The organism is Pseudogemmobacter sp. TB195, assembly GCF_058313095.1.
The window spans coordinates 605,518-626,749 of the sequence record NZ_JBZEGG010000001.1 but is presented as its reverse complement, the minus strand read 5'-3'; the positions used below and the strand labels follow the sequence as shown (position 1 = coordinate 626,749).

18 protein-coding genes and 1 pseudogene are annotated in these 21,232 nt (G+C 63.2%); 18 read left to right on the top strand and 1 reads right to left on the bottom strand.

Features of this window, described 5'->3' with window-relative positions:
- Window positions 1-181: 181 nt before the first annotated feature.
- Window positions 182-868 (top strand): orotidine-5'-phosphate decarboxylase, encoded by a 687-nt coding sequence (pyrF, locus tag AC4FS3_RS02940; protein WP_283176392.1) that lies wholly within the window; start codon window positions 182-184, stop codon window positions 866-868.
- Here the strand turns inward: pyrF and AC4FS3_RS02935 are convergent.
- Window positions 849-1,547 carry a TetR family transcriptional regulator gene (locus AC4FS3_RS02935; protein ID WP_491019289.1) on the bottom strand — a complete coding sequence of 233 codons (699 nt, stop codon included), beginning with the start codon at window positions 1,545-1,547 and terminating at the stop codon, window positions 849-851. The genes pyrF and AC4FS3_RS02935 overlap by 20 nt on opposite strands.
- A gap of 129 nt (window positions 1,548-1,676) precedes the next feature.
- On the opposite strand from AC4FS3_RS02935, the gene AC4FS3_RS02930 reads away from it, so the two are divergent.
- The 17 genes and pseudogenes from AC4FS3_RS02930 to AC4FS3_RS02850 all read left to right on the top strand — a co-directional run.
- The gene (locus AC4FS3_RS02930) at window positions 1,677-3,035 is read left to right on the top strand and encodes an aspartate aminotransferase family protein (RefSeq protein WP_491019288.1); all 1,359 of its coding nucleotides are present in this window, start codon (window positions 1,677-1,679) and stop codon (window positions 3,033-3,035) included.
- Window positions 3,032-4,663 carry a phytoene desaturase family protein gene (locus AC4FS3_RS02925; protein WP_491019287.1) on the top strand — a complete coding sequence of 544 codons (1,632 nt, stop codon included), beginning with the start codon at window positions 3,032-3,034 and terminating at the stop codon, window positions 4,661-4,663. Before AC4FS3_RS02930 ends, AC4FS3_RS02925 begins: the two co-directional genes overlap by 4 nt.
- On the top strand, window positions 4,644-6,173 hold the full coding sequence (locus AC4FS3_RS02920) for a phytoene desaturase family protein (protein WP_491019286.1): 1,530 nt from the start codon (window positions 4,644-4,646) through the stop codon (window positions 6,171-6,173). The genes AC4FS3_RS02925 and AC4FS3_RS02920 overlap by 20 nt, the downstream gene beginning before the upstream one ends.
- Window positions 6,170-7,357, top strand: a complete 1,188-nt coding sequence (locus tag AC4FS3_RS02915; RefSeq protein ID WP_491019285.1) for an aminomethyl transferase family protein — start codon at window positions 6,170-6,172, stop codon at window positions 7,355-7,357. Before AC4FS3_RS02920 ends, AC4FS3_RS02915 begins: the two co-directional genes overlap by 4 nt.
- Complete coding sequence (locus AC4FS3_RS02910) at window positions 7,357-8,526, top strand: aromatic ring-hydroxylating oxygenase subunit alpha (RefSeq protein WP_491019284.1); 1,170 nt, start codon at window positions 7,357-7,359, stop codon at window positions 8,524-8,526. The genes AC4FS3_RS02915 and AC4FS3_RS02910 overlap by 1 nt, the downstream gene beginning before the upstream one ends.
- The gene (locus AC4FS3_RS02905; RefSeq protein ID WP_491019283.1) at window positions 8,523-9,752 is read left to right on the top strand and encodes an aromatic ring-hydroxylating oxygenase subunit alpha; all 1,230 of its coding nucleotides are present in this window, start codon (window positions 8,523-8,525) and stop codon (window positions 9,750-9,752) included. The genes AC4FS3_RS02910 and AC4FS3_RS02905 overlap by 4 nt, the downstream gene beginning before the upstream one ends.
- A 42-nt stretch (window positions 9,753-9,794) precedes the next feature.
- Window positions 9,795-10,913 (top strand): polyamine ABC transporter substrate-binding protein, encoded by a 1,119-nt coding sequence (locus tag AC4FS3_RS02900; protein WP_491019282.1) that lies wholly within the window; start codon window positions 9,795-9,797, stop codon window positions 10,911-10,913.
- Between the two features lie 13 nt (window positions 10,914-10,926).
- Window positions 10,927-12,042: an ABC transporter ATP-binding protein gene (locus AC4FS3_RS02895; RefSeq protein WP_491019281.1), complete on the top strand. Its 1,116-nt coding sequence runs from the start codon at window positions 10,927-10,929 to the stop codon at window positions 12,040-12,042.
- A 102-nt stretch (window positions 12,043-12,144) separates the two neighbouring features.
- Window positions 12,145-13,065 carry an ABC transporter permease gene (locus AC4FS3_RS02890; protein WP_491019280.1) on the top strand — a complete coding sequence of 307 codons (921 nt, stop codon included), beginning with the start codon at window positions 12,145-12,147 and terminating at the stop codon, window positions 13,063-13,065.
- Window positions 13,062-13,901, top strand: a complete 840-nt coding sequence (locus tag AC4FS3_RS02885; protein ID WP_491019279.1) for an ABC transporter permease subunit — start codon at window positions 13,062-13,064, stop codon at window positions 13,899-13,901. The genes AC4FS3_RS02890 and AC4FS3_RS02885 overlap by 4 nt, the downstream gene beginning before the upstream one ends.
- The gene (locus AC4FS3_RS02880) at window positions 13,898-14,758 is read left to right on the top strand and encodes a dimethylsulfonioproprionate lyase family protein (protein ID WP_491019278.1); all 861 of its coding nucleotides are present in this window, start codon (window positions 13,898-13,900) and stop codon (window positions 14,756-14,758) included. Before AC4FS3_RS02885 ends, AC4FS3_RS02880 begins: the two co-directional genes overlap by 4 nt.
- Window positions 14,751-16,373, top strand: coding sequence for an amidohydrolase (locus AC4FS3_RS02875; RefSeq protein WP_491019277.1), 1,623 nt, complete (start codon window positions 14,751-14,753; stop codon window positions 16,371-16,373). The genes AC4FS3_RS02880 and AC4FS3_RS02875 overlap by 8 nt, the downstream gene beginning before the upstream one ends.
- A 79-nt stretch (window positions 16,374-16,452) precedes the next feature.
- Window positions 16,453-16,689: a hypothetical protein gene (locus AC4FS3_RS02870; RefSeq protein WP_491019276.1), complete on the top strand. Its 237-nt coding sequence runs from the start codon at window positions 16,453-16,455 to the stop codon at window positions 16,687-16,689.
- On the top strand, window positions 16,686-17,516 hold the full coding sequence (gene cpaB / locus AC4FS3_RS02865) for a Flp pilus assembly protein CpaB (RefSeq protein ID WP_491019275.1): 831 nt from the start codon (window positions 16,686-16,688) through the stop codon (window positions 17,514-17,516). The genes AC4FS3_RS02870 and cpaB overlap by 4 nt, the downstream gene beginning before the upstream one ends.
- Window positions 17,510-18,862 (top strand): CpaE/TadZ family protein, encoded by a 1,353-nt coding sequence (locus AC4FS3_RS02860; protein WP_491019274.1) that lies wholly within the window; start codon window positions 17,510-17,512, stop codon window positions 18,860-18,862. Before cpaB ends, AC4FS3_RS02860 begins: the two co-directional genes overlap by 7 nt.
- Window positions 18,862-20,250, top strand: a complete 1,389-nt coding sequence (locus tag AC4FS3_RS02855) for a TadA family conjugal transfer-associated ATPase (protein ID WP_491019273.1) — start codon at window positions 18,862-18,864, stop codon at window positions 20,248-20,250. Before AC4FS3_RS02860 ends, AC4FS3_RS02855 begins: the two co-directional genes overlap by 1 nt.
- Window positions 20,247-21,017 (top strand): annotated as a pseudogene (locus AC4FS3_RS02850) (type II secretion system F family protein); the annotation flags it as partial. The gene AC4FS3_RS02855 and the pseudogene AC4FS3_RS02850, both read left to right, overlap by 4 nt.
- Window positions 21,018-21,232: the final 215 nt, after the last annotated feature.

Sequence of the window (21,232 nt, the reverse complement as noted above, 5' to 3'; positions counted from 1 at the left end):
GGATATTTCCGCCAAAGTCGCGTCATTAACCCTGTCTGTCAATCAAGCCCCGCCTTCGGTGAACAGCGGCTTAACGGTGCTGCCCATTCGCGCGGTGCTTCCCTTGTCAAATGCGCGCGCGCGTGAGAGAGGGGCCGAAACCCCTTTGCAGCCCCCCGCTTTACAGCTCCGGAGAAGCCCGATGGATGACCGCCTGATCGTCGCGATGGATGTGCCGAATGTGGTGGCGGGCCTCGCCCTGGCCGACCGGCTGGGCGATGCGGTCGATTTCTACAAGATCGGGCTTGGAATGCTGACCGGCGGTGGCCTGGCACTTGCACTGGAACTGAAGAATGAGCGCGAAAAGCGGGTGTTCCTCGACCTCAAGCTTTTTGACATCGGCCAGACCATCGAGAATGCGGTGAAGGGGATTGCCGGGCTTGGCCTCGATTTCCTCACCGTCCATGGCGACCCGCAGGTGGTGCGGGCGGCCGCAGAAGGCAAGTCAGGAACCGATCTGAAGATCCTCGCGGTGACGGTGCTGACCTCGCTCGACCGGGGCGATCTGGATGCGAATATGATCCTGCCCGGCGACATCCATGACATCACCGTCGAACGTGCGGCGCGGGCGCTCGCCGCCGGCGCCGATGGCGTCATCGCGAGCCCGCAGGAGGCGGCGCGGATCCGCGCGCTTCCCGAGGCCGTTGGCAAGCTGATCGTCACCCCCGGCGTGCGTCCGGCAGGGGCTGCAACCGGTGATCAGAAGCGCATCGCCACGCCCGGGGCCGCGATCCGCGACGGCGCCGATCATATCGTGGTGGGCCGCCCGATCTGGGCCAGTGCCGATCCGGCAGCCGCGGCCCGTGCGATTATTGCGGAACTGCCCTGACCAGACCTTCCGCGACCAGACCTTCCACGCTGAAATGGCGCGGGAAAAATGCGGTGACACAGACCATCAGTGTCGCCAGCGCTTCGCTTGCATCATAAGGTGACTGCATCGTCATCATATCGAGCCAGACACCCTCGGTCGTGACCCGGAGAACCCGCGCCGTGCGGGTCGGATCGACCATATAGCCATGATCCTCATTCATCCGACGGCAGAGCTCTTCCAGATACTGGTTATACTGCTCGTCGTTTGAGCCGCATTTCTCCTGGTAAAGCGGCCTCCCCGAGGTCTCGCCCCAGAACGAACACCAGGCCGCCAGCCGCCCCGGCGTGCAGATCTCGGGCCGGAAATCAGCCGCCAGCATGGCATAAAGCTGTTCCGCCGCCCCTGGCCCCGCCGCCTCGACCGCCCCGCTCCAGTTCTGCCGGTATTCCGCGGACAGATAGAGCAGCGTTTCCGAGAGCAGGTTTTCCTTGGTCTGGAAGTGGAAATTCACGAGCCCATGCGAAAGGCCGGCCATCCGTGCCACCTCGGACATCGTCGTCCTGGAATAGCCAAAACGTGCGATGGTCTCGATCGTCGCCTCGATCAGCTGCACGCGCCGGGCATCGCGCGGCATCTTGCGGGGCTGGGAATCAGGGGTCCCGGATTCTGGGGTATCGGTCTGCTCGATTGCGGCCATCTGCGTCTCCGTTCGCGGCCAGTCTTGCCTGAAAAACCTGCCCGGTAAAAGCGATTTCAGATTCTGATTGACAGTTCAGTCAAAATAATTCGACAGTTTGGAGAGCCGCAACAGGAACAGGTTTACGCCATGACCACCGCGCCGCACCGCAAGCTGGAAAAGTCCAACGCCCATTTCCAAAAGGCGCTGAACAAGCTGCCGCTGGGGGTGGCCTCGACCTTCCGATACTGGGGTGACGAGCGAACGATCTATGTCGATCACGGCAAAGGCGGCCGGACCTGGGATATCGACGGCAATAATTACGTTGATTACCGGCTGGGCTACGGCCCGGCGATCCTCGGCTATGCAGACGACCGGGTCGATGCCGCCGCAAAGCGGGGGATGGAGGTAGGCGGCGTCTTTGCGCTCTCGACCGAGCGCGAGCTGGCCGTGGCCGAACGCATCTCGAAAATGGTTCCGGCGGCCGAACTGGTGCGGTTCTCCAATTCCGGCACCGAAGCCGTGATGTCCGCGCTGCGTCTCGCCCGCGCCTATACGGGGCGCGAGAGCTATCTGCTGGTCGAGGGCGGCTATCACGGGTTGTTCGATGCTGCCATGTGGATGGCGAATATGGATGAATGGGACGCGAAATCGAACAGCGATCCCGAGATCGTGCCCTATGGCCAGGGCATCCCGAATACCGTCAAACAACTCGCCCATCTGGTGCCGATGAACGATATGCAGCGGCTGGAAGACACCTTCCGCCGCCATGGCGATGATCTGGCCGCGATGCTGATCGAGCCGATCCAGGGCAATTGCTGCGGCATCTCGGCCCGAAAAGACTATGTGCAGCTCGCCCGCAAGCTCTGCGACCAATATGGCGTGTTGCTGATCATTGATGAGGTGAAAACCGGCTTTCGCGTCGGCAAGGGCGGTATCCAGGGCATCCTGGGCGTCACGCCCGATATCACCACCTTCGCGAAAGCGGTCGCCAATGGCTATCCGATCTCGCTGGTCGCGGGGCGCGAGGATATCATGCGCACCTTCCGCTATGGCGGCGCGTCGCATGGCGGCACCTATACCGCCCATTCCGTCAGCCTCGCCGCCGCCGAGGAAACGCTGCGCATCCTTGATGAAACCCCGGCGCTTGAAACGCTGGCAAATTACGGCACCCGGCTGAAGGCCGGCATTTCCGAAATCCTCTCGTCACGCGGCATCACGCATAGTTTCTCGGGCCATCCCTCGATGTTCGGCATCTTCTTCGCGCCCGAACCACCGGACAATTACCGCGCCTGGAAGACCTCGGATTACTCCTTCTACGACCGCATGGCCTGGTACCTGCATGATCTGAACATCATCGTGGAGCCCGACTCGCGCGAGCCCTGGTTCATGTGTGAGGCGCATGGCCTGGACGAGACCTGCTACACCGACACCATCCGCGCGGTGGAAACAGCCGTTGACCTGACGCTGCGCGACCAGGCGGAAGGCAAGCTGGACGCCGCCGAATGACATATGACGCCCTGATCCTTGGTGCCGGGCATAACGGGCTGGTCACCGCCTGCTACCTCGCCCGCGCCGGGATGAAGGTGCTCGTCATCGAGAAAAACGACTGGGTTGGCGGGGCCGCCGTCTCGCGCGAACTGACCCCCGGCTTCACCTATTCCAACTGCTCCTATGTCGCATCCCTCTTCCGCCCCGAGATCATGCGCGACCTTGAACTGCCGCGCCACGGGTTGCAGATCCTGCCCTATGAGGGTGGCGCGGTGTTCCAGGAGGGCGGCGGCTACCTCGGCATGTATCGCGACCATGATGCGAACCGCCGCGAATTCGCCCGCCACTCGGCCCGCGATGCCGAGGCCTATGATGCCTATTCCCGCGACGTGCTGCGCTATTGCCGTTTCATCCGCCCGATGCTTCTGCGCACCCCGCCGGACCCGGCGCGGTTCCGCCCGCGCGACATCGGAGAGCTGCTGTTCATCGGCAAACAGGTCTCGGGCCTGTCGGAACGCCAGATTGCTGACATGGTCCGCTTCTGGACCATGTCGATCTCGGATTACCTCGACCACTATTTTGAAAGCCCTGTGATCAAAGCCTATCTCGCGGTTTCCGCAATCATCGGCACCGCGCTCGGTCCGATGTCGCCCGGCTCGGCCTATGTGCTCTTGCATCACTATATGGGCGATGTGGATGGCAATATTGGCGCCTGGGGATTCGCGCGCGGCGGCATGGGGTCGATCACCAAAGCGCTGTCGTCGTCCTTGCAGGCCTCGGGCGGCGAGATCCGCACCGGCGCACCGGTCGCCCGGGTGCTGGTGAAGAACGGGCGTTCCATCGGCGTTATGCTGGAGAACGGCGATGAGATCCGGGCAAAGCGCGTGATCTCGAACATGGATGTCAAACGCACCATGCTGAAACATGTCGAGGAGCGCGAGCTTCCCGGCGATTATCTCGCCTCGGTGAAGAAGTTCAAAACGCGCGGCTCCTCGGGCAAGCTGAACATCGCGCTGGACGCCGCCCCGAAATTCACCGCGCTTCCCGAGGGGTCACCCGCGATCAAAGGTGATCTGCATTTCACCGATTCCATCGAAAAGATGGAACGCGCCTATGACGACTGGAAGGCCGGGCATTTCTCGCGCGACCCGTTCCAGGATGTGATGATCCCCACCATGATCGACCCGACCATGACGCCGCCGGGCAAGCATTTCATGTCGTGCTTCGTGCAATATGCGCCGCCAAAGATCGGAGGCCTGGCAGAGGGGGGCCGCGACTGGACCGATGCCGATCGCGATGCTTTCGGCGAAGCCTGTCTGAACCAGATCGAGCGTTATGCACCCGGTTTCAGAAACCTCGTCCGACATGTCGAGATCCGCACCCCGCGTGAGCTGGAGGCCGAAGTCGGGCTGACCGAGGGCAATATCTTCCAGGGCGAGCTGACCTTTGACCAGCTGCTCTTCAACCGGCCGGTGCCGGGATATGCCAATTACCGAACCCCCGTTCGTGATCTCTGGATCTGTGGGTCTTCGACCCATCCCGGCGGTGGCGTGATGGGCGCGCCGGGGCGCAATGCGGCGTCGGAAATCCTGCGCGATGCGAAACTCTCTCCAAAGGATATGAGCGATGCCTGGCCCGTCCTTTGATCGTGATGTGATCGTCATCGGGGCAGGGCCGAATGGTCTGGCCTGCGCCCATCGACTGGCATCGAAAGGCCGCAAGGTGACGCTGATCGAGGCCGAGGCCACGCCCGGTGGCGGCATCCGTGCGCTTCCGGATCTGGCGCCCGGCCTGACGCCTTCGCTGGCGCATCTCGTCTGGCAGATCGACCCGAGGGTCGAGGCCGCGATGGATCTGTCGCGCCACGGCCTCACATGGGAGGCCACAGATATTGCGACCACAGTGATCGGGCGCGACGGCAACCTGGTGATCCGGGGGCCACTGACCGAGGGCCCTGACGCGGCGATCTGGAAGGCGCTTTACCAGCGCCTCCTCTCCTTTGCTGCCGCGCTGGAGCCTTTCCGCCGGATGGCGCCGCCGCGCCTGCAGGCCGGCGGCAATTCCTGGGCCAGGCTTGCAAAGAACCTGATCGGTATCCGCGCGCTCGGCACGAAGGATTTTCGCGAATTGCTGCGGGTGATCCTGATCAACGCCCATGATGTGGCTCAGGATGAACTGACAGATCCCCGGTTGCGCGCCGCCCTGTGTTTCGATGCCGTGCTGGGCACCTGGGCGGGACCGCGCTCTCCCAATACACTGATTTTGCTTCTGGATCGGCTGGCCGGAGAAATCGCGGGACGTAAGGGGGCACTCGGGCTACCCAAAGGCGGGATGCCCGCGCTGGCGATGGCCATGACAAATGCAGCGACCGCAGCAGGTGTTTCGCTGCGCAGCAATTCCCGCGTCAGCCGGATCAGCATCGCCGATGATCGCGTCACCGGCGTGATCCTTCACAGCGGCGAAACCCTTGGCGCGCCGGTGGTGGTCTCGGCGATCGGGCCAAAGGCGACGATCCTGTCCCTCGCTGGCACAGAGCATTTCGACACCGGCCTTGTCACCGCTTTGCGCCATCAGAAATCGCGGGGCGGCACCGCAAAACTGCATCTCGCGCTTTCCGCCCGCCCGGATTTTCAGGGCGCCGACCTGCGCTCCCGCCTGCTGCTGTCCGCAGATGAGCATGAGGTTGAAACCGCCTTCAACCCGGTCAAATATGGCGAGGTGCCTGACCGCCCGGTGATGGAAGTCGTGATCCCCACGGCGTTTTCCGGCGGCACTGGCCCGCATCTTCTGTCGGCCAATGTGCAATTCGCCCCCCATGCGCTAAGGGCGGGCGAAGACGCGGCGCGTGAGGCGATGCTCAAGGCCTGCATCGCGCGGCTGGAGGAGGCGGCGCCAGGGATCAGCGCGCTGATCACCCGCGCCGGGATCCTGATGCCCTATGATATCGAACGACAGTTCGGCATGGCGGGTGGCAACTGGCATCATGGCGAGCTGGCGGTTGAACAGATGCTGTTCAACCGCCCGATCGCGCCGCTGTCGCGCTATGCAACACCGCTGAAAGGGCTCTGGCTCACCGGCGCAGGAACCCATCCGGGCGGCATGTCGGGCGCCTCCGGCCGGAACGCCGCCGACGCCGTGCTGGAGGCGAAAGCATGAGCGCATTGACTCATTTCACCACCCCGCTGGCGCAGACCCCGTTCCATCCGCGCACCGAAGCCGCGAACCGCTTACAGGGCTGGGCGCCCTGGGCCGGTTACATGACCGCCACCTGTTTCGGCGACAGCACCATGGAACATACCGCGATCCGCAATGCGGCGACGCTGTATGATATCTCGCCCATGGTGAAATACCGCATCACCGGGCCGGATGCGGTGGTCTATCTCAACCGCCTGACGCTGCGCGATGTGGGGCGGCTGGCGGTGGGTCAGGTGCATTATACCGCCTGGTGTGACGATCTGGGCAAGGTGATGGATGATGGCACCGTCTTTCGCCTTGGGCCTGATGATTTCCGGCTGTGCTGCCAGGAACGCCACCTGCCCTGGCTGCTCGACAGCGCCTGGGGTCTGGAGGTGCGGCTCCGGGACGAGACCGAAGATCTCGCCGCGCTGGCGCTGCAGGGGCCGGTTTCGGCGACCGTGCTGGCTCAGGCCGGGTTTGACATCCAGGCGCTGAAACCCTTCCGGCTGGCGACTTTCCCGTTCCGGTCCGGCGAGGTGATGATTTCGCGCACCGGATTTACCGGCGATCTGGGCTATGAGCTCTGGATCAGCCCCGATCTCGCTTTGCCGCTCTGGGATCACCTGATGCAGGCGGGCGGGCTTTACGGGCTGATACCGGTCGGGTCCGAGGCGGTGATGCTGGCGCGGCTCGAGGCCGGGTTCATCACCACCGGCATGGATTTCGTCCCTGTCCAGCATGCGGTGCGCGAAGACCGGGCGCGCTCGCCGTTCGAAATCGGCCTCGACTGGATGATCGCCTGGGATAAAGGGCATTTCACCGGGCGCCGCGCCCTGATGGCCGAGCGCGACGGAAGATCATCGCGATGGGCTCTGGTCGGGCTCGACATCCCCGGTAATATCAGTGCCGAGGGCGCGATCCTCTACTTCGACAAGCGCCGCGAGGCGGGGTTCATCACCGCCGCCTGCTGGTCTCCGACATTAAAACGCAACATCGCCATCGCCCAGGTCGAGGCGCGTCATGCCAGTTGCGAGTATCTCTGGGTCGAAATCTACGCGCTGCGCGAGCTGCAATATCAAAAGCTTATGCTGCCCGTTACCAAAACCACCCGACCGTTTTTCGCCCCCGAACGCCGCCGTGCCACCCCACCGGGGAGGTTCTGATGCCGCATGACATCGCCCAAAGCCCCCATCCCGACAGCCCCCGCCTCAGCCATTGCCCCGAAACGCTCCCCCGCGCCGCCTGGATCGCTCCCGAGTGGTTCGCCCGGGAAATGGAGACGATTTTCGCGCACGAATGGGTGATGATCGGGCGACTGGCCGATCTGCCCGCCGGCACCATGCGCGGAACCAGAGTGGGAGAAGCCCCGGTTCTGCTGGCGCGGGCGCCTGACGGCAGCGTCTCGGCCTTTCACAACAGCTGTCGCCATCGCGGGTCTGAACTGTGTCGCGAGGGGGAAGAGCGGTCCTTCAGCAAGCTGATCACGTGCCCCTATCACGCCTGGGCCTATGCCGCCAAAGACGGGCGACTTGTCTCGACCGCCCATGCCGTGCCAACCTCGGATTTCCGCAAGGAAGACCACGCGCTCAAGCCGGTCGCCGTGCAGATCTGGAACGGCTTCATCTTCCTGAACCTCGCCTCCGATCCCGGCCCGCTGACTGCCGATATGCCGCTGGAAACCTATGACAACTGGCCAATGGCGGGGCTTGTCACCGGGCATCGCTGGGTCTCGGACCTCGACTGCAACTGGAAGGCATTCTGGGAGAATTACTCGGAATGCCTCCACTGCCCCGGCATCCATCCCGAACTCTGCGACATGGTGCCGGTCTACCGCCAGGGCATCATGGGCGCGAATGAGGCGCGGGACTGGACGCCGGATCGGCCCGTCAGCCCGAACCTCAAAGCAGGGGCAGAAAGCTGGACACCTTCGGGCGCGCCCTGCGGGCCGGTCTTTCCCGGGCTGACACCTGAGGAACGCGCGCGCGGCTATACCTTCGTCACACTCTGGCCCTCGACCTATATCGTCGCGCATGTCGATTATGTCCGCGCCGTGCGGCTGGAGCCGGTCTCGCCCACCCGCACAAGGCTGGTGGCGGAGTGGTATTTCCCACCCGAAACACTGGCACAGCCCGGTTTTGACGCCGCTGCCATCGCGGCTTTCGCGAAACTGGTGATGGAGCAGGACGGCGCCGCCTCCGAAATGAACCAGCGCGGCATCGCCTCGCCCGCCTTCACGCGCGGCACGCTGATGCCCGAAGAATATGAGATCCACCGTTTCCACCAATGGGTGCTGGCGGCCATGGCGACCGGCGGCAAGAGGGGGGCTGCATGACCATATTTCCCGATACTCCGCTGCGCTCTGACCCGATCCCGACAGGCTGGGACCGGCGCGGATTGCCCGCCTGGACCTATCATTCCCAGGCCCTGTTCGATCTGGAACGTGAAGAGATTTTTCTGACCCACTGGCAGGTCGCGGGCCATATCTCCGACATCCCGGCACCGGGCGACTGGCTCTCCTTTGACCTTCTGGGCGAGCGTGCAGTGATCATCCGGGGCCAGGAGGGCGAGGTCCGCGCCTTCATGAACCTCTGCCGCCATCGCGGCGCGCGGGTGGTGGATGGCGCGCAGGGCAAGTGCCGGGGCGCGCTGGTCTGCCCCTTCCATGGCTGGGTCTATAACCTTGACGGCACGCTTCGTGGCGTCTCGCGCCCCGAAACCTTCGGCGATGGCCTGGACAAATCCGCCTTCGGGCTGAAACCGCTGGAGCTGGAGATTTTCGCAGGCTTCCTGTTCCTGCGCTTTCGCCCCGGACCTCAGCCGGCGGTGCGTGACCTCCTTGCGCCCTATGCGTCCGATTTCGCCGACTGGGGGGCCGAGAGACTGATGCCGCTCGATATCTCCGGCTGGTCGGCGGAGCTTGCAGTGAACTGGAAATCGGTGCGCGATGTGGACAATGAGGGCTATCACGTCGCCCTCGCCCATCCGTCTTTGCAGGATCTTTATGGCCGCGATTACCGCGACCTTTACCTGCCCGGCGGCCTGCATATCAGTTACGGCTTTTACGGCGACCGCCCGGGCCGGAGCTGGTCGGTGAAGAACTATGTCAGGCATTCGCCGCAGCGTGCAGATCTGCCGCCGCATCTGCGACGGAACTGGGCCTATTACGGCCTCTTTCCCAATACGGTGATCGCCTTCACGCCGGAAAGCGCGCAATTCTACCATGACCTGCCGCTGTCACCGGGCAAAACGCTCCTGACCGGCCGCCAGTATCGCCTGGCCGATGAAGACCGCCAGACCCGCGTCGCCCGCTATCTCGCGCAGCGGATCGACCGCGACACCTCGGCCGAAGATCAGCAGCTGTCGATCTGGTCGAACGAATCAATGCGGTCTGAAAATTTCGAAGGCTTCCACCTCTCGGACCTCGAATACGGGTTGCGCCGCCATCATGATCAGCTGCGCCGCCTGCTTCCGGTGATGACCCGCAGCGCCGCACCCGCAGAGGGTGAAATGCGCGCCCTCAACAAGGATTTGCTTTGTGCAAAGGCAAGCCGGGCATAGGCTTTCTTAAAAATCAGACAATAAAACGCCAGGGAGACTAAGATGAAGCTGACCCGTCGCCACGCACTTACCGCCCTTTCCGGTGCCGTTCTTGCCGGGCCGCTGTCTGCGCCCTTCATCCGCCCGGCCCGCGCGAGCGCCGGCTCAGTCAATGTCTATAACTGGTCGGATTATATCGGCGAAACCACAATTGCCGATTTCGAGGCCGAAACCGGAATCTCGGTCACCTATGACCTTTATGCCAGCGCCGAAGAGGTGGATGCCAAAATGCTGGTCAGCGGCACCGGTTATGACCTCGTGCTGCAATCGGGCATGTCCTATCCGCGGATGGTGGCGGCCGGTGTCTATCAGAAACTCGACCGCTCCAAATTGCCGGGATGGAGCAATCTCGACCCCGACATCCTGAGGATCATCGAAGATTACGATCCCGGGCAGGTCCATGGCGTCCCCTATATGTGGGGATCGGTCGGTATGGCCTACAATATGCAGATGGTACGCGCGCGGCTGCCGGATGCTGATCTGAACAGCCTTGATGTTCTGTTCAAGCCCGGGAATGCGTCGAAACTGGCCGATTGCGGCATCTCGGTTCTCGATAGCCCAAGCGATGCCGGCTATATGATGCTGAAATATCTGGGCCTCGACCCCAATACTGCCGGCCCCGCCGAATATGCGAAAATGACCGAGGCTTTTGCGCCGATCCGGAAATATATTACCACATTTGACAATGCGAATTACCTCAACGCGATCCCCAATGGCGAGCTTTGCGTGATCAATTCCTGGTCCGGTGATTACGCTGTCGCCAAGGCTCGCGCCGCCGAAGCCGGGATCGAAATGGAGCTGGCCTATTTCGTTCCCGAAACCGGCGCGCCGGCCTGGTTCGATCTCTGGGGCATTCCGGCCGATGCGCCGAATGTGGAAAATGCCTACATATTGCTCGATTATCTGTTGCGGCCCGAAGTGGCGGCGGCCTGCACCAATTTCACCGGCTATGCCAATGCCAATAAGGCGGCGACGCCGCTGGTCGATCCCGCAATCGCCAGCGACCCGGCGATCTATCCCGATGACGAGACCCTCTCGCGCCTCTTCACCACACGCCCGATGACCGAAGACCAGGAGCGCGACCTGAACCGCGCCTGGCAGACGATCAAGAGTGGCAGTTGAGGCGAGGCCCGTCATGTCAGAGCCTGTCCTGTCGGAAAACGCCCCTTTCATCCGTATCGAGGGCGTCTCCAAACGCTTTGGCCAGTTCGAGGCGGTGCGTGACGTCAGTCTGACCATTGGCAAGGGCGAGATCTTCGCCCTGCTCGGCGGCTCCGGCTGCGGCAAGACCACGCTTTTGCGGATGCTGGCGGGCTTCGAAACCCCGACATCGGGGCGTATCTTTATCGATGGCCAGGATATGGCCAATACGCCGCCCTGGGATCGCCCGGTCCATATGATGTTCCAGAGCTATGCGATCTTTCCGCATATGAGCGTCGAAAGAAACATCGCCTATGGGCTGAAGCACGAAAAAATGACCGCCGCCCGGCGTGCCGCCCGGGTCGAAGAGATGCTGGCGCTGGTACAGCTGACGCCTTTCGCCAAAAGGAAACCGCATCAGATTTCCGGCGGACAACGCCAGCGCGTGGCCCTGGCCCGCGCGCTGGCGCGGCAGCCCAAGGTGCTTTTGCTCGACGAGCCGCTCGCGGCGCTCGACAAAAAACTGCGCGAACATACCCAGTTCGAACTGATGTCGATCCAGCAGAATACCGGCGTCACTTTTGTCGTGGTCACCCATGATCAGGAAGAGGCGATGACCCTCGCCGACCGTATCGCGGTGATGGATAAGGGCGAGGTCAAACAGGTCGGTCCGGCGAACCAGATTTACGAATACCCCAATTCCCGCTTTGTTGCCGGCTTTATCGGCGCGATCTCGACCTATCCGGCCCGCGTCATCCGCCTGACCGGCGATCTCACCGAGATCGACATCCCCGCCATGGGCGGCACCTTTGCGGCCCGATCCCTCCCCGGCCTGACCGAGGGCCAGAACGTCACCGTAGCCCTGCGCCCCGAGAAAGTCTCCATCTCGAAAACATGCCCCGATGCCGTCAATGTGGTCGAAGGTCAGGTGAAAGACCTCGCCTATTTCGGCAAGGACAGCCTCTACCGGGTGATCCTGCCGGGGGGCGATCTGATCTCGGTCCATACGGTCAATGCGCGGCGCGCCTCGGAATCCGGACGCCCCGCCGACTGGGACGACCGCGTCTGGCTGTCCTTCGAGCCTGCCTCAGCCATCCTCCTGACGGATTGACGCTATGCGAAAAGCCGCCCCCTTCCTCCTGACACAAATACTCCCGGGGGGTGCGGGGGGCAGGCAGCCCCCCCCCGCGAGCCCCAGAACACGAGGCCTGCCATGAAATCCCTCGCCTCCTGGTTCCACCGCCGCGGCTGGCGCGATCTGATCATCGGCATCCCCTATCTCTGGCTGATCGTCTTCTTCCTGATCCCCTTCCTGATTGTTGTGGCGATGAGCCTCGCGACCCGCACCCCCACCGCGCCGCCTTTTGGCTATGGCGGCGAGAACCCGATCCTTAATTTTGAAGGCTATACGCGGCTTTTCACCGAAACCCTCTATATCCGCGCCTTTATCACCTCGCTGCTGAATGCCGCCGTCGCCACGGTGATCTGCCTGCTGATCGGCTATCCGATGGCGCTCGGCCTTACGCGGGTTTCGAAATCCTGGCGCAATATTCTTCTGATGCTGGTGATCCTGCCCTTCTGGACCTCGTTCCTGCTGCGCGTCTACGCCTGGATGGGGATGATGGGGCGGAATTCCTGGTTCAACGGGCTCCTGACCGACATCTGGAATCTCCTCACCCCGCAATCTTACGCGCTGACCTCGATCCCGATGATGAACAGCAATTTCGCGGTGGTTCTCGTCATGGTCTATTGCTACCTGCCCTTCATGATCCTGCCGCTTTACGCCAATCTCGAACGGCTCGATCCGGTGCTGGACGAGGCCGCGATGGATCTCGGCTCAAGGCCTTTCCAGGTCTTCCGCGATGTCACCCTGCCGCAATCGATACCGGGCATCATCGCGGGCGCCATGCTCGTTTTCATCCCGGCAGCGGGAGAGCTGGTGATCCCCGCCCTCGTCGGCAACCCCTCTTCGCCGATGATCGGCCGCATCATCTCGGATGAATTCGCGCAGGTCAGGGACTGGCCCATGGCCTCGACCGTCGCCGTGGCGCTTCTGATCCTGATGGTCGGGCCGACCATGCTTTATTCGCGCTATCAGCAAAAAGCCGAGGGCCGGGCGGAGGAGCGCCCATGACCCGCCGCCCCGTCTTTCTGATCACCGTGATGTGCTTTGGGTTCGCCTTTTTCTACATCCCGATCCTCTCGATGATCATCTATTCCTTCAACGAAAGCCGGCTGGTGACGGTCTGGGGCGGGTTCTCAACCAAATGGTATGTCTCGCTGTTTTCCAATCGCCAGATCGGCGCCGCGCTCTGGCTTTCGTTGCAGATCGCGCTGATCTCGGCCTCGGTCGCGACGGTGCTTGGTGCCATGGCCGGGATCACGCTGGCGCGGTTTCGCAAATTCCGGGGCCGCACCGCGTTTTCCGGCATGGTCACCGCCCCCCTGATCATGCCCGAGGTGATCACCGGCATCTCGCTCCTGATCTTTTTCACGCTGCTTGCGAATTGGATCGGCTGGCCGGGGCAGCGCGGGTTCACCACGATCACGCTGGCGCATATCACCTTCTCGATGGTGTTCGTCACCACCGTGGTCCATTCGCGGATGATTCAGATGGACCGCTCGATCGAAGAGGCCGCGATGGATCTCGGCTCGCGCCCCTGGCAGGTGTTGAAGGACGTGACCCTGCCGGTGATCTCGCCCGCGCTGCTGTCGGGCTGGCTGCTGGCCTTCACCATCTCGCTTGATGATGTGGTGATCACCACCTTCGTGATGGGGCCGGGATCGACCACGCTGCCTTTGCTGATCTGGTCCAAGGTCAAGCTGGGCGTCACGCCCGATATCAACGCGCTCGCCACGCTGATCGTGGTGATTGTGGGGATCTGTGTCGCCATTGCCGGCTGGCTGATGAGCCGGGCCGAAAGGCGCCGCCTCGCTGAGGAGCGGCTCGCGTACAGGGCCAACGGATGATGGATCTCAGAACCAGCGTGCTCTGGCTTGCGCTGACTGAGCCCGCCGGCCCGCCCGGCTCCGGGCGCCGCCGCTACGGCGCGGCGATGGCGCTCCACGCAACCGGCGCGCTGAGCACCGCCCAGCTCGAGGCTTACCGCGAGGCGGCCACCGCCGATGCCGTCGAGCCGTTCCGCGTCATGGCGGATCGCGGGCTCGCGCCACCCGCCCCGCCCGCGCCCGATGCCGCCGCCCGCCTCGCGCATCTCATGGCCGAGACAGACCGCTGCCTTGCCGCCCTTTCCGGCCCGGGGATTGCCGAGACCCGAACGCTTCTCGCCCCCGCCCTGCTGCAAAAGCCAGACCCACGCCCCGGGCGCGCAAACCTGGTGGTCGAAACCCATATGGATACCGCATTGGAGGCCGCAAAAACCATCGACCCGACACTGGCCGCCGCCATCGCCGCCGCGACCGGGGATCTGACCTGGATCACCTATGACGCCTATCCGCCCGATCAGATCGGGCCACATTTTGCGCGCTCGCATGCCTTTTGCTCGCTGATCGGCGCGGCCGCGCCCTGGACAGCCAGCGATTTCGACCTTGGCCTTTTCATTGTCGCGCCCGGCATTCTCTACCGCGATCATGCCCATCCCGCGCCCGAGCTTTACCTGCCGCTCACCGGCCCGCATCGCTGGCGTTTCACCCCTGACGGAGTCTTCCGCACGCTTCCCGCGCTGCAGCCGGTCTGGAACCCGGCGTTAAAGCCGCATGCGACCCTGACCGGGGCCCTGCCCTTCCTCAGCCTCTTCGCCTGGACCCGCGATGTCGACCAGCCCGCCCATGTGCTGCCGGCCAGCGACTGGAGCCTTTATGAGTGACCACCTCCTGATCAATGGCCGCATCCATACGATGGACCCGGCTTTGCCGCAGGCGCGCGCGATCCTGATCCGCGACGGCATTATCGCAGCCGTCGGAGGCGATGACATCGCCGCCCTCGCCCACCCCCGAGCACGGATCACCGATCTTGGCGGGCGGCTCGTCCTGCCGGGGTTTCAGGATGCCCATACCCATCTTCTCTCCGGCGGCACCGATCTCGCCACCGCCGCACAGCTTTACGAGGCCGAAGACCTCGACATGCTGGCACAGCTGATCCGCAGCCATGCCGCAGTTCATCCCGACCTGCCTTTGCTGGTCGGTGCAGGCTGGCAGCCCGGGCTTTTCGGCGATCACAACCTGACCACTACCTGGCTTGATCCGCTGACCGGTTCCCGCCCGGCGCTGATCTATGATTCCAGCTTCCACTCCGCCTGTTTCAACTCTGCCGCGCTGGTGATCGCCGGGATCACCGATGACACAAACGATCCGCCCAATGGCCATATCCTGCGGGATGCGACCGGCCAGGCCACCGGCATGTTGCATGAAGAAGCGATCCCCTGGGCGCTGGAACGCCTGCCCGGTTTCACCGATGACCAGCTGTTCGCCGGGCTGATGGCAGGCCAGGCCCATGCCAATCGCCATGGCATCACCGGCGTGATCGACGCCAAAATCACCGCGATCGAGGCGCGGATCTATGCCCGTGCCGCGCGCGAAAACCTCCTCACCCTGCGCGTCGCCGGGGCGGCCCATGTCTCCGAGGCCGATACGCCGGAAACCGCACTGGCACGGCTGAGCGCATTGCGCACCGCCCATCCAGGCCCCGATTTCCACATCAATGCCGCGAAGTTCTTCATGGACGGCGTGTTCGAGAACCGAACCGCCGCCTGCCTCGTCCCCTATGCCGATGCAGAGGGCGGCACTGCGCCCTGCATGTTCCGCCATGATCAGACGCTGGCGCTGATGACAGCACTGGATGCCGCGCGCTTTCAGATCCATGTCCATGTGATTGGCGATGCCGCCTGCGCCCGCGCGCTGGACGGGCTGGAAGCGGCGCTGGCCGCCAATGGACCCTGGCCCGCCTGCCACCAGATCACTCATCTGCAACTGGTGGCCCCCGCCGATTTCCCCCGCCTCGCGCGGCTCGCAATGGCGAATATTCAGCCGCTCTGGGCGCGATTCGACCCGAAGATCCCCGATATCGCGCTCGACATGATCGGGCCCGCGCGCCTGTCGCAGACTTATGCGTTTCGCGACATGGTGAATCTGGGAGCCAGTTTCGCCATGTCGTCGGACTGGCCGGTCTCGACCCTGAACCCGTTCGAGATCATCGAAACCGCCATTACCCGCCAGCCACGCGCCCAGGATCATCCCGGCCCGCCCTTCCTTCCTGCTCAGGCGCTCAGTGTGACCGAATGTGTAGCGGGCTATACGATTAACGCCGCCCGCGCCTCCTGGCGTGACGACTATAGCGGCCGGCTCTCTCCGGGTTTTTCTGCCGATCTGATCGTGACGGATCAGGATATTTTCAGCTGTGCGCCCGCGCGGATTTCTGCCACCCGCGTCCTTCTGACCCTGTTCCGGGGACAGGAGGTCTGGCGCGATCCTTCTCTGCGCTGAAAGAACAGATCCCGCATAAACCCATTCTAAACGCTCTGGCTTGCACAATGCCCCTGATTTTCAGCAAGGGCCGGCAGGCATGTATCCGCTCCATCTCTTCCTCCGGCTCGAAACCGGCACCGGGCGTGACGACTGGCTGCTCCTCAGCGTGGCAGCGGCGGCGCTTACAACCTTTATAGGCATCTGGCTGAGTTCGGGCGGCGCGGATCAGGTCACGCTCGGTCTGCGCGGCATCATCTCGGATGCGGTGTATGAAATCGGCCGCGAGGAAGGGCCAGTGCCCGACCTGCCGCCAGGAGGGGAGGACATACCGTGAAAGTCAGGATTCTGATGCTTATCCTGTTTGGCATCCTGCTCTCTGTGGCCGCGGGTTTCGGGACGTTTCAGTATTCACGCGCGCTGGAAACGGAACTCGCCACCGCCAGGGTCAGCCTGCGCGCCTTTGGTGACACCGTGCAGGTGCCGGTACCGGCCCGCGACCTCGCCCCGGGCAGTATCCTCAGCCAGGAAGATTTCCTGCCGGTCAGGATGCCGGGCAGCTTCCTTCCGGCCAATGTGTTGCAAAAGCTCCCTCCCCCGAGTGAGGGCGGCCTTATCGCGCTGGCCGCAATGCGTCAGGGGGCGCTCGTCCTGAATGGCGATATTGCCACATCTGCCGGGGGCCCTGATTACGGGTTTATTCTCTCCGGCGATGCCAGGGCCATCGCCATCAAGGCACAAAATCTGCTGGATTTTATTGATCGGCTGAAACCGGGTGATCCCGTCGACCTGTTATGGACCCGCAATATCGGTGGCGGCACCACCGAGACGCGGATGATCGGCTCGGCCCTGCGGATCCTCGCGCTTCCGGGCAACAGCGGCGAGGGGCCGCTGGCCGATAAAATGATGCTCGAAGGCGCCTCGCAGGACGCGATGCGTGTGGTGGAGGCATCGTCTTCAGGCGTGTTCAGCATCCTGCCCGCAGCGCGCAAGCTGAGCCTTGAGCACGAAGAATTTGTGGTTGGCCCGGCCGATCTGGCAACTTTGCCACTGGTGGTACGCGAGGGACAGACCGACGGGATCGCGCAGGTCTCGGCCCGCGCAAGGTGCCAGACCGCCATCGTGCGTGGCGGAGCACGGTCGGTGATGGATGTGCCATGCTGACAGAGGATCCTGCCCCAACAGCTGAAGACGACGCGCCGCTCAGGATCTGTGCGATCTGCGACGGGTTCGATGCGCTTTTACGGATGTCGGCCTGGCTTGTGCATCTGCCGGCGAATGCCATCCGTTCCGATCTGAGCCTGACCGAGGCGCTGGAAATGCTGCATCAGCCAGAAGCGCAGGATTTCGACCAGATCATCCTCGCCCCGGATACCGGCAAATCGGCCGCGCCAAAACTGGTGACCGGTGTTTTGCAGGCTGCGGCCAGCCTCAATTGTGAACTTGCGTTGCTGCTGCCACCCGGCGCGAGGCTGACCCTGCCACAAATCCCCGAGATGCAAATCCATTACGGCCCCCCCTTCGCCCCGCCAGATCGTCGCGCTGAACACGAAGCTGACCTTCCAGGCATCGCGCGCGATGAAACCTTACCCTCGCCAGATTCGGCCCGACGCCCGGATGAGGTTGCGCCCCAGACCGGCAGAACCCTGGTGAGCCGCCTGTTGCGCCGGCAGTCGGTGAATGCCGCGCCGCAGATCAAGGCATTCACCGCGCCCGAGCTGCCGCAGCACCCTTGCCGAATTCTGGCCTTTCAGCCGGTTGCCGGCGGCGTCGGCGCCACTACGATAGTGGTCAACCTTGCGATCGAGCTCTCTCGCCTGTCTCCGCCTTCGGAAATTTGTCTGATTGACCTCAATCCGCAATTCGGAAACGTCGGCACCTATCTTGATCTGCCGGCAAATTCGCGGGTGACCGACGCCTATCGGCAGCTTTCGGCGCTGGACTACGACTCCTTTCAGTCCTGTCTGCTGCGTCATTCTGACCATCTGCGGGTCTTCACAGCCCCTGCGGAAATCCTGCCGGTCGATGGGATTTCAGAACGGGATCTGCGCCGCATTCTCGCGCTTGCCCGCGACAGTGCCGATCTGATCCTTCTCGATCTGCCACATCTGATCACCGACTGGAGCGGAACCGCCTGGGCCGAGGCTGACGCCATTTTCACCACCAGCCGGGCCGATGTGCGCTCGGCCCAGAATATGGCGCGGCTGCTCGCCCTGCTGCGGTCCGAAAGACTCGCCGATGGCCGGCTCTTTCATCTGCTGAACATGGTGCCGGCCCGGCCCGATGCGGGCTGGACCGCCTCGCGAAACGGGTTTGAAACCGGTCTCGGCGCAGGCTTCTTCCGCCTTCTGCCCGATGGCGGTCCTGAGGTCGGGGCGGCCTGCAATTCCGGCACTCCCCTGTGGCGGGCGGCTCCGGACAATCCGCTGCGCAAGGGGATCCTCGGCCTCGGTGAACTCCTGGCGCCAAAGATCGGGCGCCGTCATCTGAATGAAACGGGACCCGCCTGATGTTCGACAAATTCCGCCAGAGCAAATTCGGCGAGACCACGCCGGTCGCCGCACAGAATCTTCCCCTGTCAGGGATAGCCGAAGCCGAGCCCATCCCCTCGCCTGACGTTACTACAGCCAGGCAACGGCGCCGGAAGCTTGCCGAAATCCGGCAGCAGGCACATCAGCAACTGTTGGAAATCCTGAACCTTTCCGCGCTGGTGCAGGCCTCTGAGGACGACATTAAGGCCGAAATCGCCGCGGTCCTCAAAGCACTGATCCCGTCACAAAGCGTCGCTGTCAGCCGGTCGGAACGGGATGGACTGGTCGAAGACCTCTATTATGAGGTGATGGGCCTTGGCCCGCTTGAAATCCTGATCAATGACGAGACGGTTTCCGACATTCTGATCAATGGGCCGGAACAGGTGTTCGTAGAACAAGGTGGTCTGCTCGAGATCACCGATGTGCAATTCCAGGATGAGGCGCATCTGCGGCGCATCCTGCAAAAGATTGTCGGCATGGCGGGGCGGCGGCTCGACGAATCAACGCCCTATGTCGATTCCCGTCTGCCTGACGGGTCGCGGCTCAATGCGGTCATCGCGCCGATTGCGCTGGACGGCACGCTGGTTTCGATCCGCAAGTTCCGCAAAGACAAGCTGAGCCTCGAACAGCTGACCTTTCTTGGCGCCATGAGCGATAAGATGGCCATATACCTGCGGGCCGCCGTCGCCTGCCGGCTGAATATCGTGATCTCGGGCGGCACGGGATCGGGGAAAACCACGCTGATGAACGCGCTTTCGGCCTTTATTGGCAAGCGAGAGCGGATCATCACCGTCGAAGACACCGCAGAGCTGCAATTGCAGCAGGCGCATATCGGCCGGATGGAAAGCCGGCCCGCGAATATCGAAGGCAAAGGCGCCATTACCCAGCGCGACTGCCTGAGAAATGCCCTGCGGATGCGCCCCGACCGGATCATCGTGGGCGAAACCCGCGGCGATGAGGTGATCGACATGCTACAGGCGATGAATACCGGTCATGATGGCTCGATGACCACGATCCACGCCAACTCCGCCCGTGACGCCACCAGCCGGCTGGAAAACATGGTCGCGATGTCGGGCGTTGAGATCCCGCTCGGCGCGTTGCGGCGCCAGGTCGCAAGCGCGGTCAATCTGATCGTGCAGGTCAACCGGCTGCAAGACGGCAGCCGCAAAGTGACCTCCATCACAGAAGTCACCGGCTGCGAAGGCGAGGTTATGACCATGCAGGAGCTTTTCTTCTTTGAGCATACCGGCGTCACCCCGGATGGCAGGGTCGAGGGCGGTTACGGCTCGTCGGGGGTGCGCTCGGCCTGGTCCGACCGCTTCCGACGCTGGGGGATTTCCCTTCCCCCTGATCTCTACGGGGTATGACCATGTCCCTTTCCCTGACCTTCGGCCTGATCCTGACCCTCGGCTGCGGCCTCCTCCTGCTGGCTCTGTGGCAGATTTCGGAGCTTGGCCCACGGCGCAGGCGGCTTATGGCGATCCGGCGTTTCTCGGGGCAGGTCCGCAGCGAGGACCCGCTGCTGGAAGCGGCCGATGCCATCGCACTCCGCCGGGACGGGTTGCACAAAAACTGGCTGGGCCTGTCTGGTGCGGCCGCCGGCGGGCGAGCAGATGTGCTGCCCCGCGATCTCGCCCTGATCCTCGTCCTCACGGTTACCACGGTTGTGACATTGCTGGCGCATGTCATCCTTGGACTCGGGCTCGCGATCGGGGTTGCCTGCGGCCTGATCCTCGCCGTGACCATCTGGATCCTGCAGGTCCGGCGTCTGATCCACCGTCGCGCCCTGGCCATCGAGGAAGCCCTTCCCGAAGCTATGGATCTGATCGTGCGTTCGCTCAGGGTGGGCCAGCCGGTGGGTCCGGCTGTTCAGACCGCCGGGAAAGAGCTCAGCGGCCCGATTGCGGAAGAGTTCTCTGAAACCTCGGCGCGGATCAGCTATGGCCAGGAACCGGTGAGCGCATTGCGCGACATGGCAAACAGAACGGACTGTCAGGGCCTGCGCTTTTTCGCGGCGGCAGTTGCGATCCAGTCCAACACCGGCGGTAATCTCGCCGAAGTGCTGGACCGGCTCGCCGCCATCGCGCGCGGGCGACAGCAATTGCACCGCAAGGTGCGTTCCATCACCTCGGAAGCGAAATGGTCCGGGCGGTTCCTGTCTTTTTTCCCGCTGGGCGCAACCGGGATGCTTCTTATGGTGAATCCCGATTATTTCTCGGAAATATCTGACAAACCTTTCTTTTTGCCAATGCTGGGCCTGGTGGGGACTTTGCTCTTTCTCAACATTCTCTTCATGCGCTGGCTGGTCCAAGTGGAATCACACGGCAGTTCAGAAATCTGGCAGGCGGA

Bases quoted from the DNA above. Each gene is read 5' to 3' on its own strand.
- pyrF (WP_283176392.1), top strand. From the start codon at position 182: ATGGATGACCGCCTGATCGTCGCGATGGATGTGCCGAATGTGGTGGCG.
- AC4FS3_RS02935 (WP_491019289.1), bottom strand. From the start codon at position 1,547: ATGGCCGCAATCGAGCAGACCGATACCCCAGAATCCGGGACCCCTGAT.
- AC4FS3_RS02930 (WP_491019288.1), top strand. From the start codon at position 1,677: ATGACCACCGCGCCGCACCGCAAGCTGGAAAAGTCCAACGCCCATTTC.
- AC4FS3_RS02925 (WP_491019287.1), top strand. From the start codon at position 3,032: ATGACATATGACGCCCTGATCCTTGGTGCCGGGCATAACGGGCTGGTC.
- AC4FS3_RS02920 (WP_491019286.1), top strand. From the start codon at position 4,644: ATGCCTGGCCCGTCCTTTGATCGTGATGTGATCGTCATCGGGGCAGGG.
- AC4FS3_RS02915 (WP_491019285.1), top strand. From the start codon at position 6,170: ATGAGCGCATTGACTCATTTCACCACCCCGCTGGCGCAGACCCCGTTC.
- AC4FS3_RS02910 (WP_491019284.1), top strand. From the start codon at position 7,357: ATGCCGCATGACATCGCCCAAAGCCCCCATCCCGACAGCCCCCGCCTC.
- AC4FS3_RS02905 (WP_491019283.1), top strand. From the start codon at position 8,523: ATGACCATATTTCCCGATACTCCGCTGCGCTCTGACCCGATCCCGACA.
- AC4FS3_RS02900 (WP_491019282.1), top strand. From the start codon at position 9,795: ATGAAGCTGACCCGTCGCCACGCACTTACCGCCCTTTCCGGTGCCGTT.
- AC4FS3_RS02895 (WP_491019281.1), top strand. From the start codon at position 10,927: ATGTCAGAGCCTGTCCTGTCGGAAAACGCCCCTTTCATCCGTATCGAG.
- AC4FS3_RS02890 (WP_491019280.1), top strand. From the start codon at position 12,145: ATGAAATCCCTCGCCTCCTGGTTCCACCGCCGCGGCTGGCGCGATCTG.
- AC4FS3_RS02885 (WP_491019279.1), top strand. From the start codon at position 13,062: ATGACCCGCCGCCCCGTCTTTCTGATCACCGTGATGTGCTTTGGGTTC.
- AC4FS3_RS02880 (WP_491019278.1), top strand. From the start codon at position 13,898: ATGATGGATCTCAGAACCAGCGTGCTCTGGCTTGCGCTGACTGAGCCC.
- AC4FS3_RS02875 (WP_491019277.1), top strand. From the start codon at position 14,751: ATGAGTGACCACCTCCTGATCAATGGCCGCATCCATACGATGGACCCG.
- AC4FS3_RS02870 (WP_491019276.1), top strand. From the start codon at position 16,453: ATGTATCCGCTCCATCTCTTCCTCCGGCTCGAAACCGGCACCGGGCGT.
- AC4FS3_RS02860 (WP_491019274.1), top strand. From the start codon at position 17,510: ATGCTGACAGAGGATCCTGCCCCAACAGCTGAAGACGACGCGCCGCTC.
- AC4FS3_RS02855 (WP_491019273.1), top strand. From the start codon at position 18,862: ATGTTCGACAAATTCCGCCAGAGCAAATTCGGCGAGACCACGCCGGTC.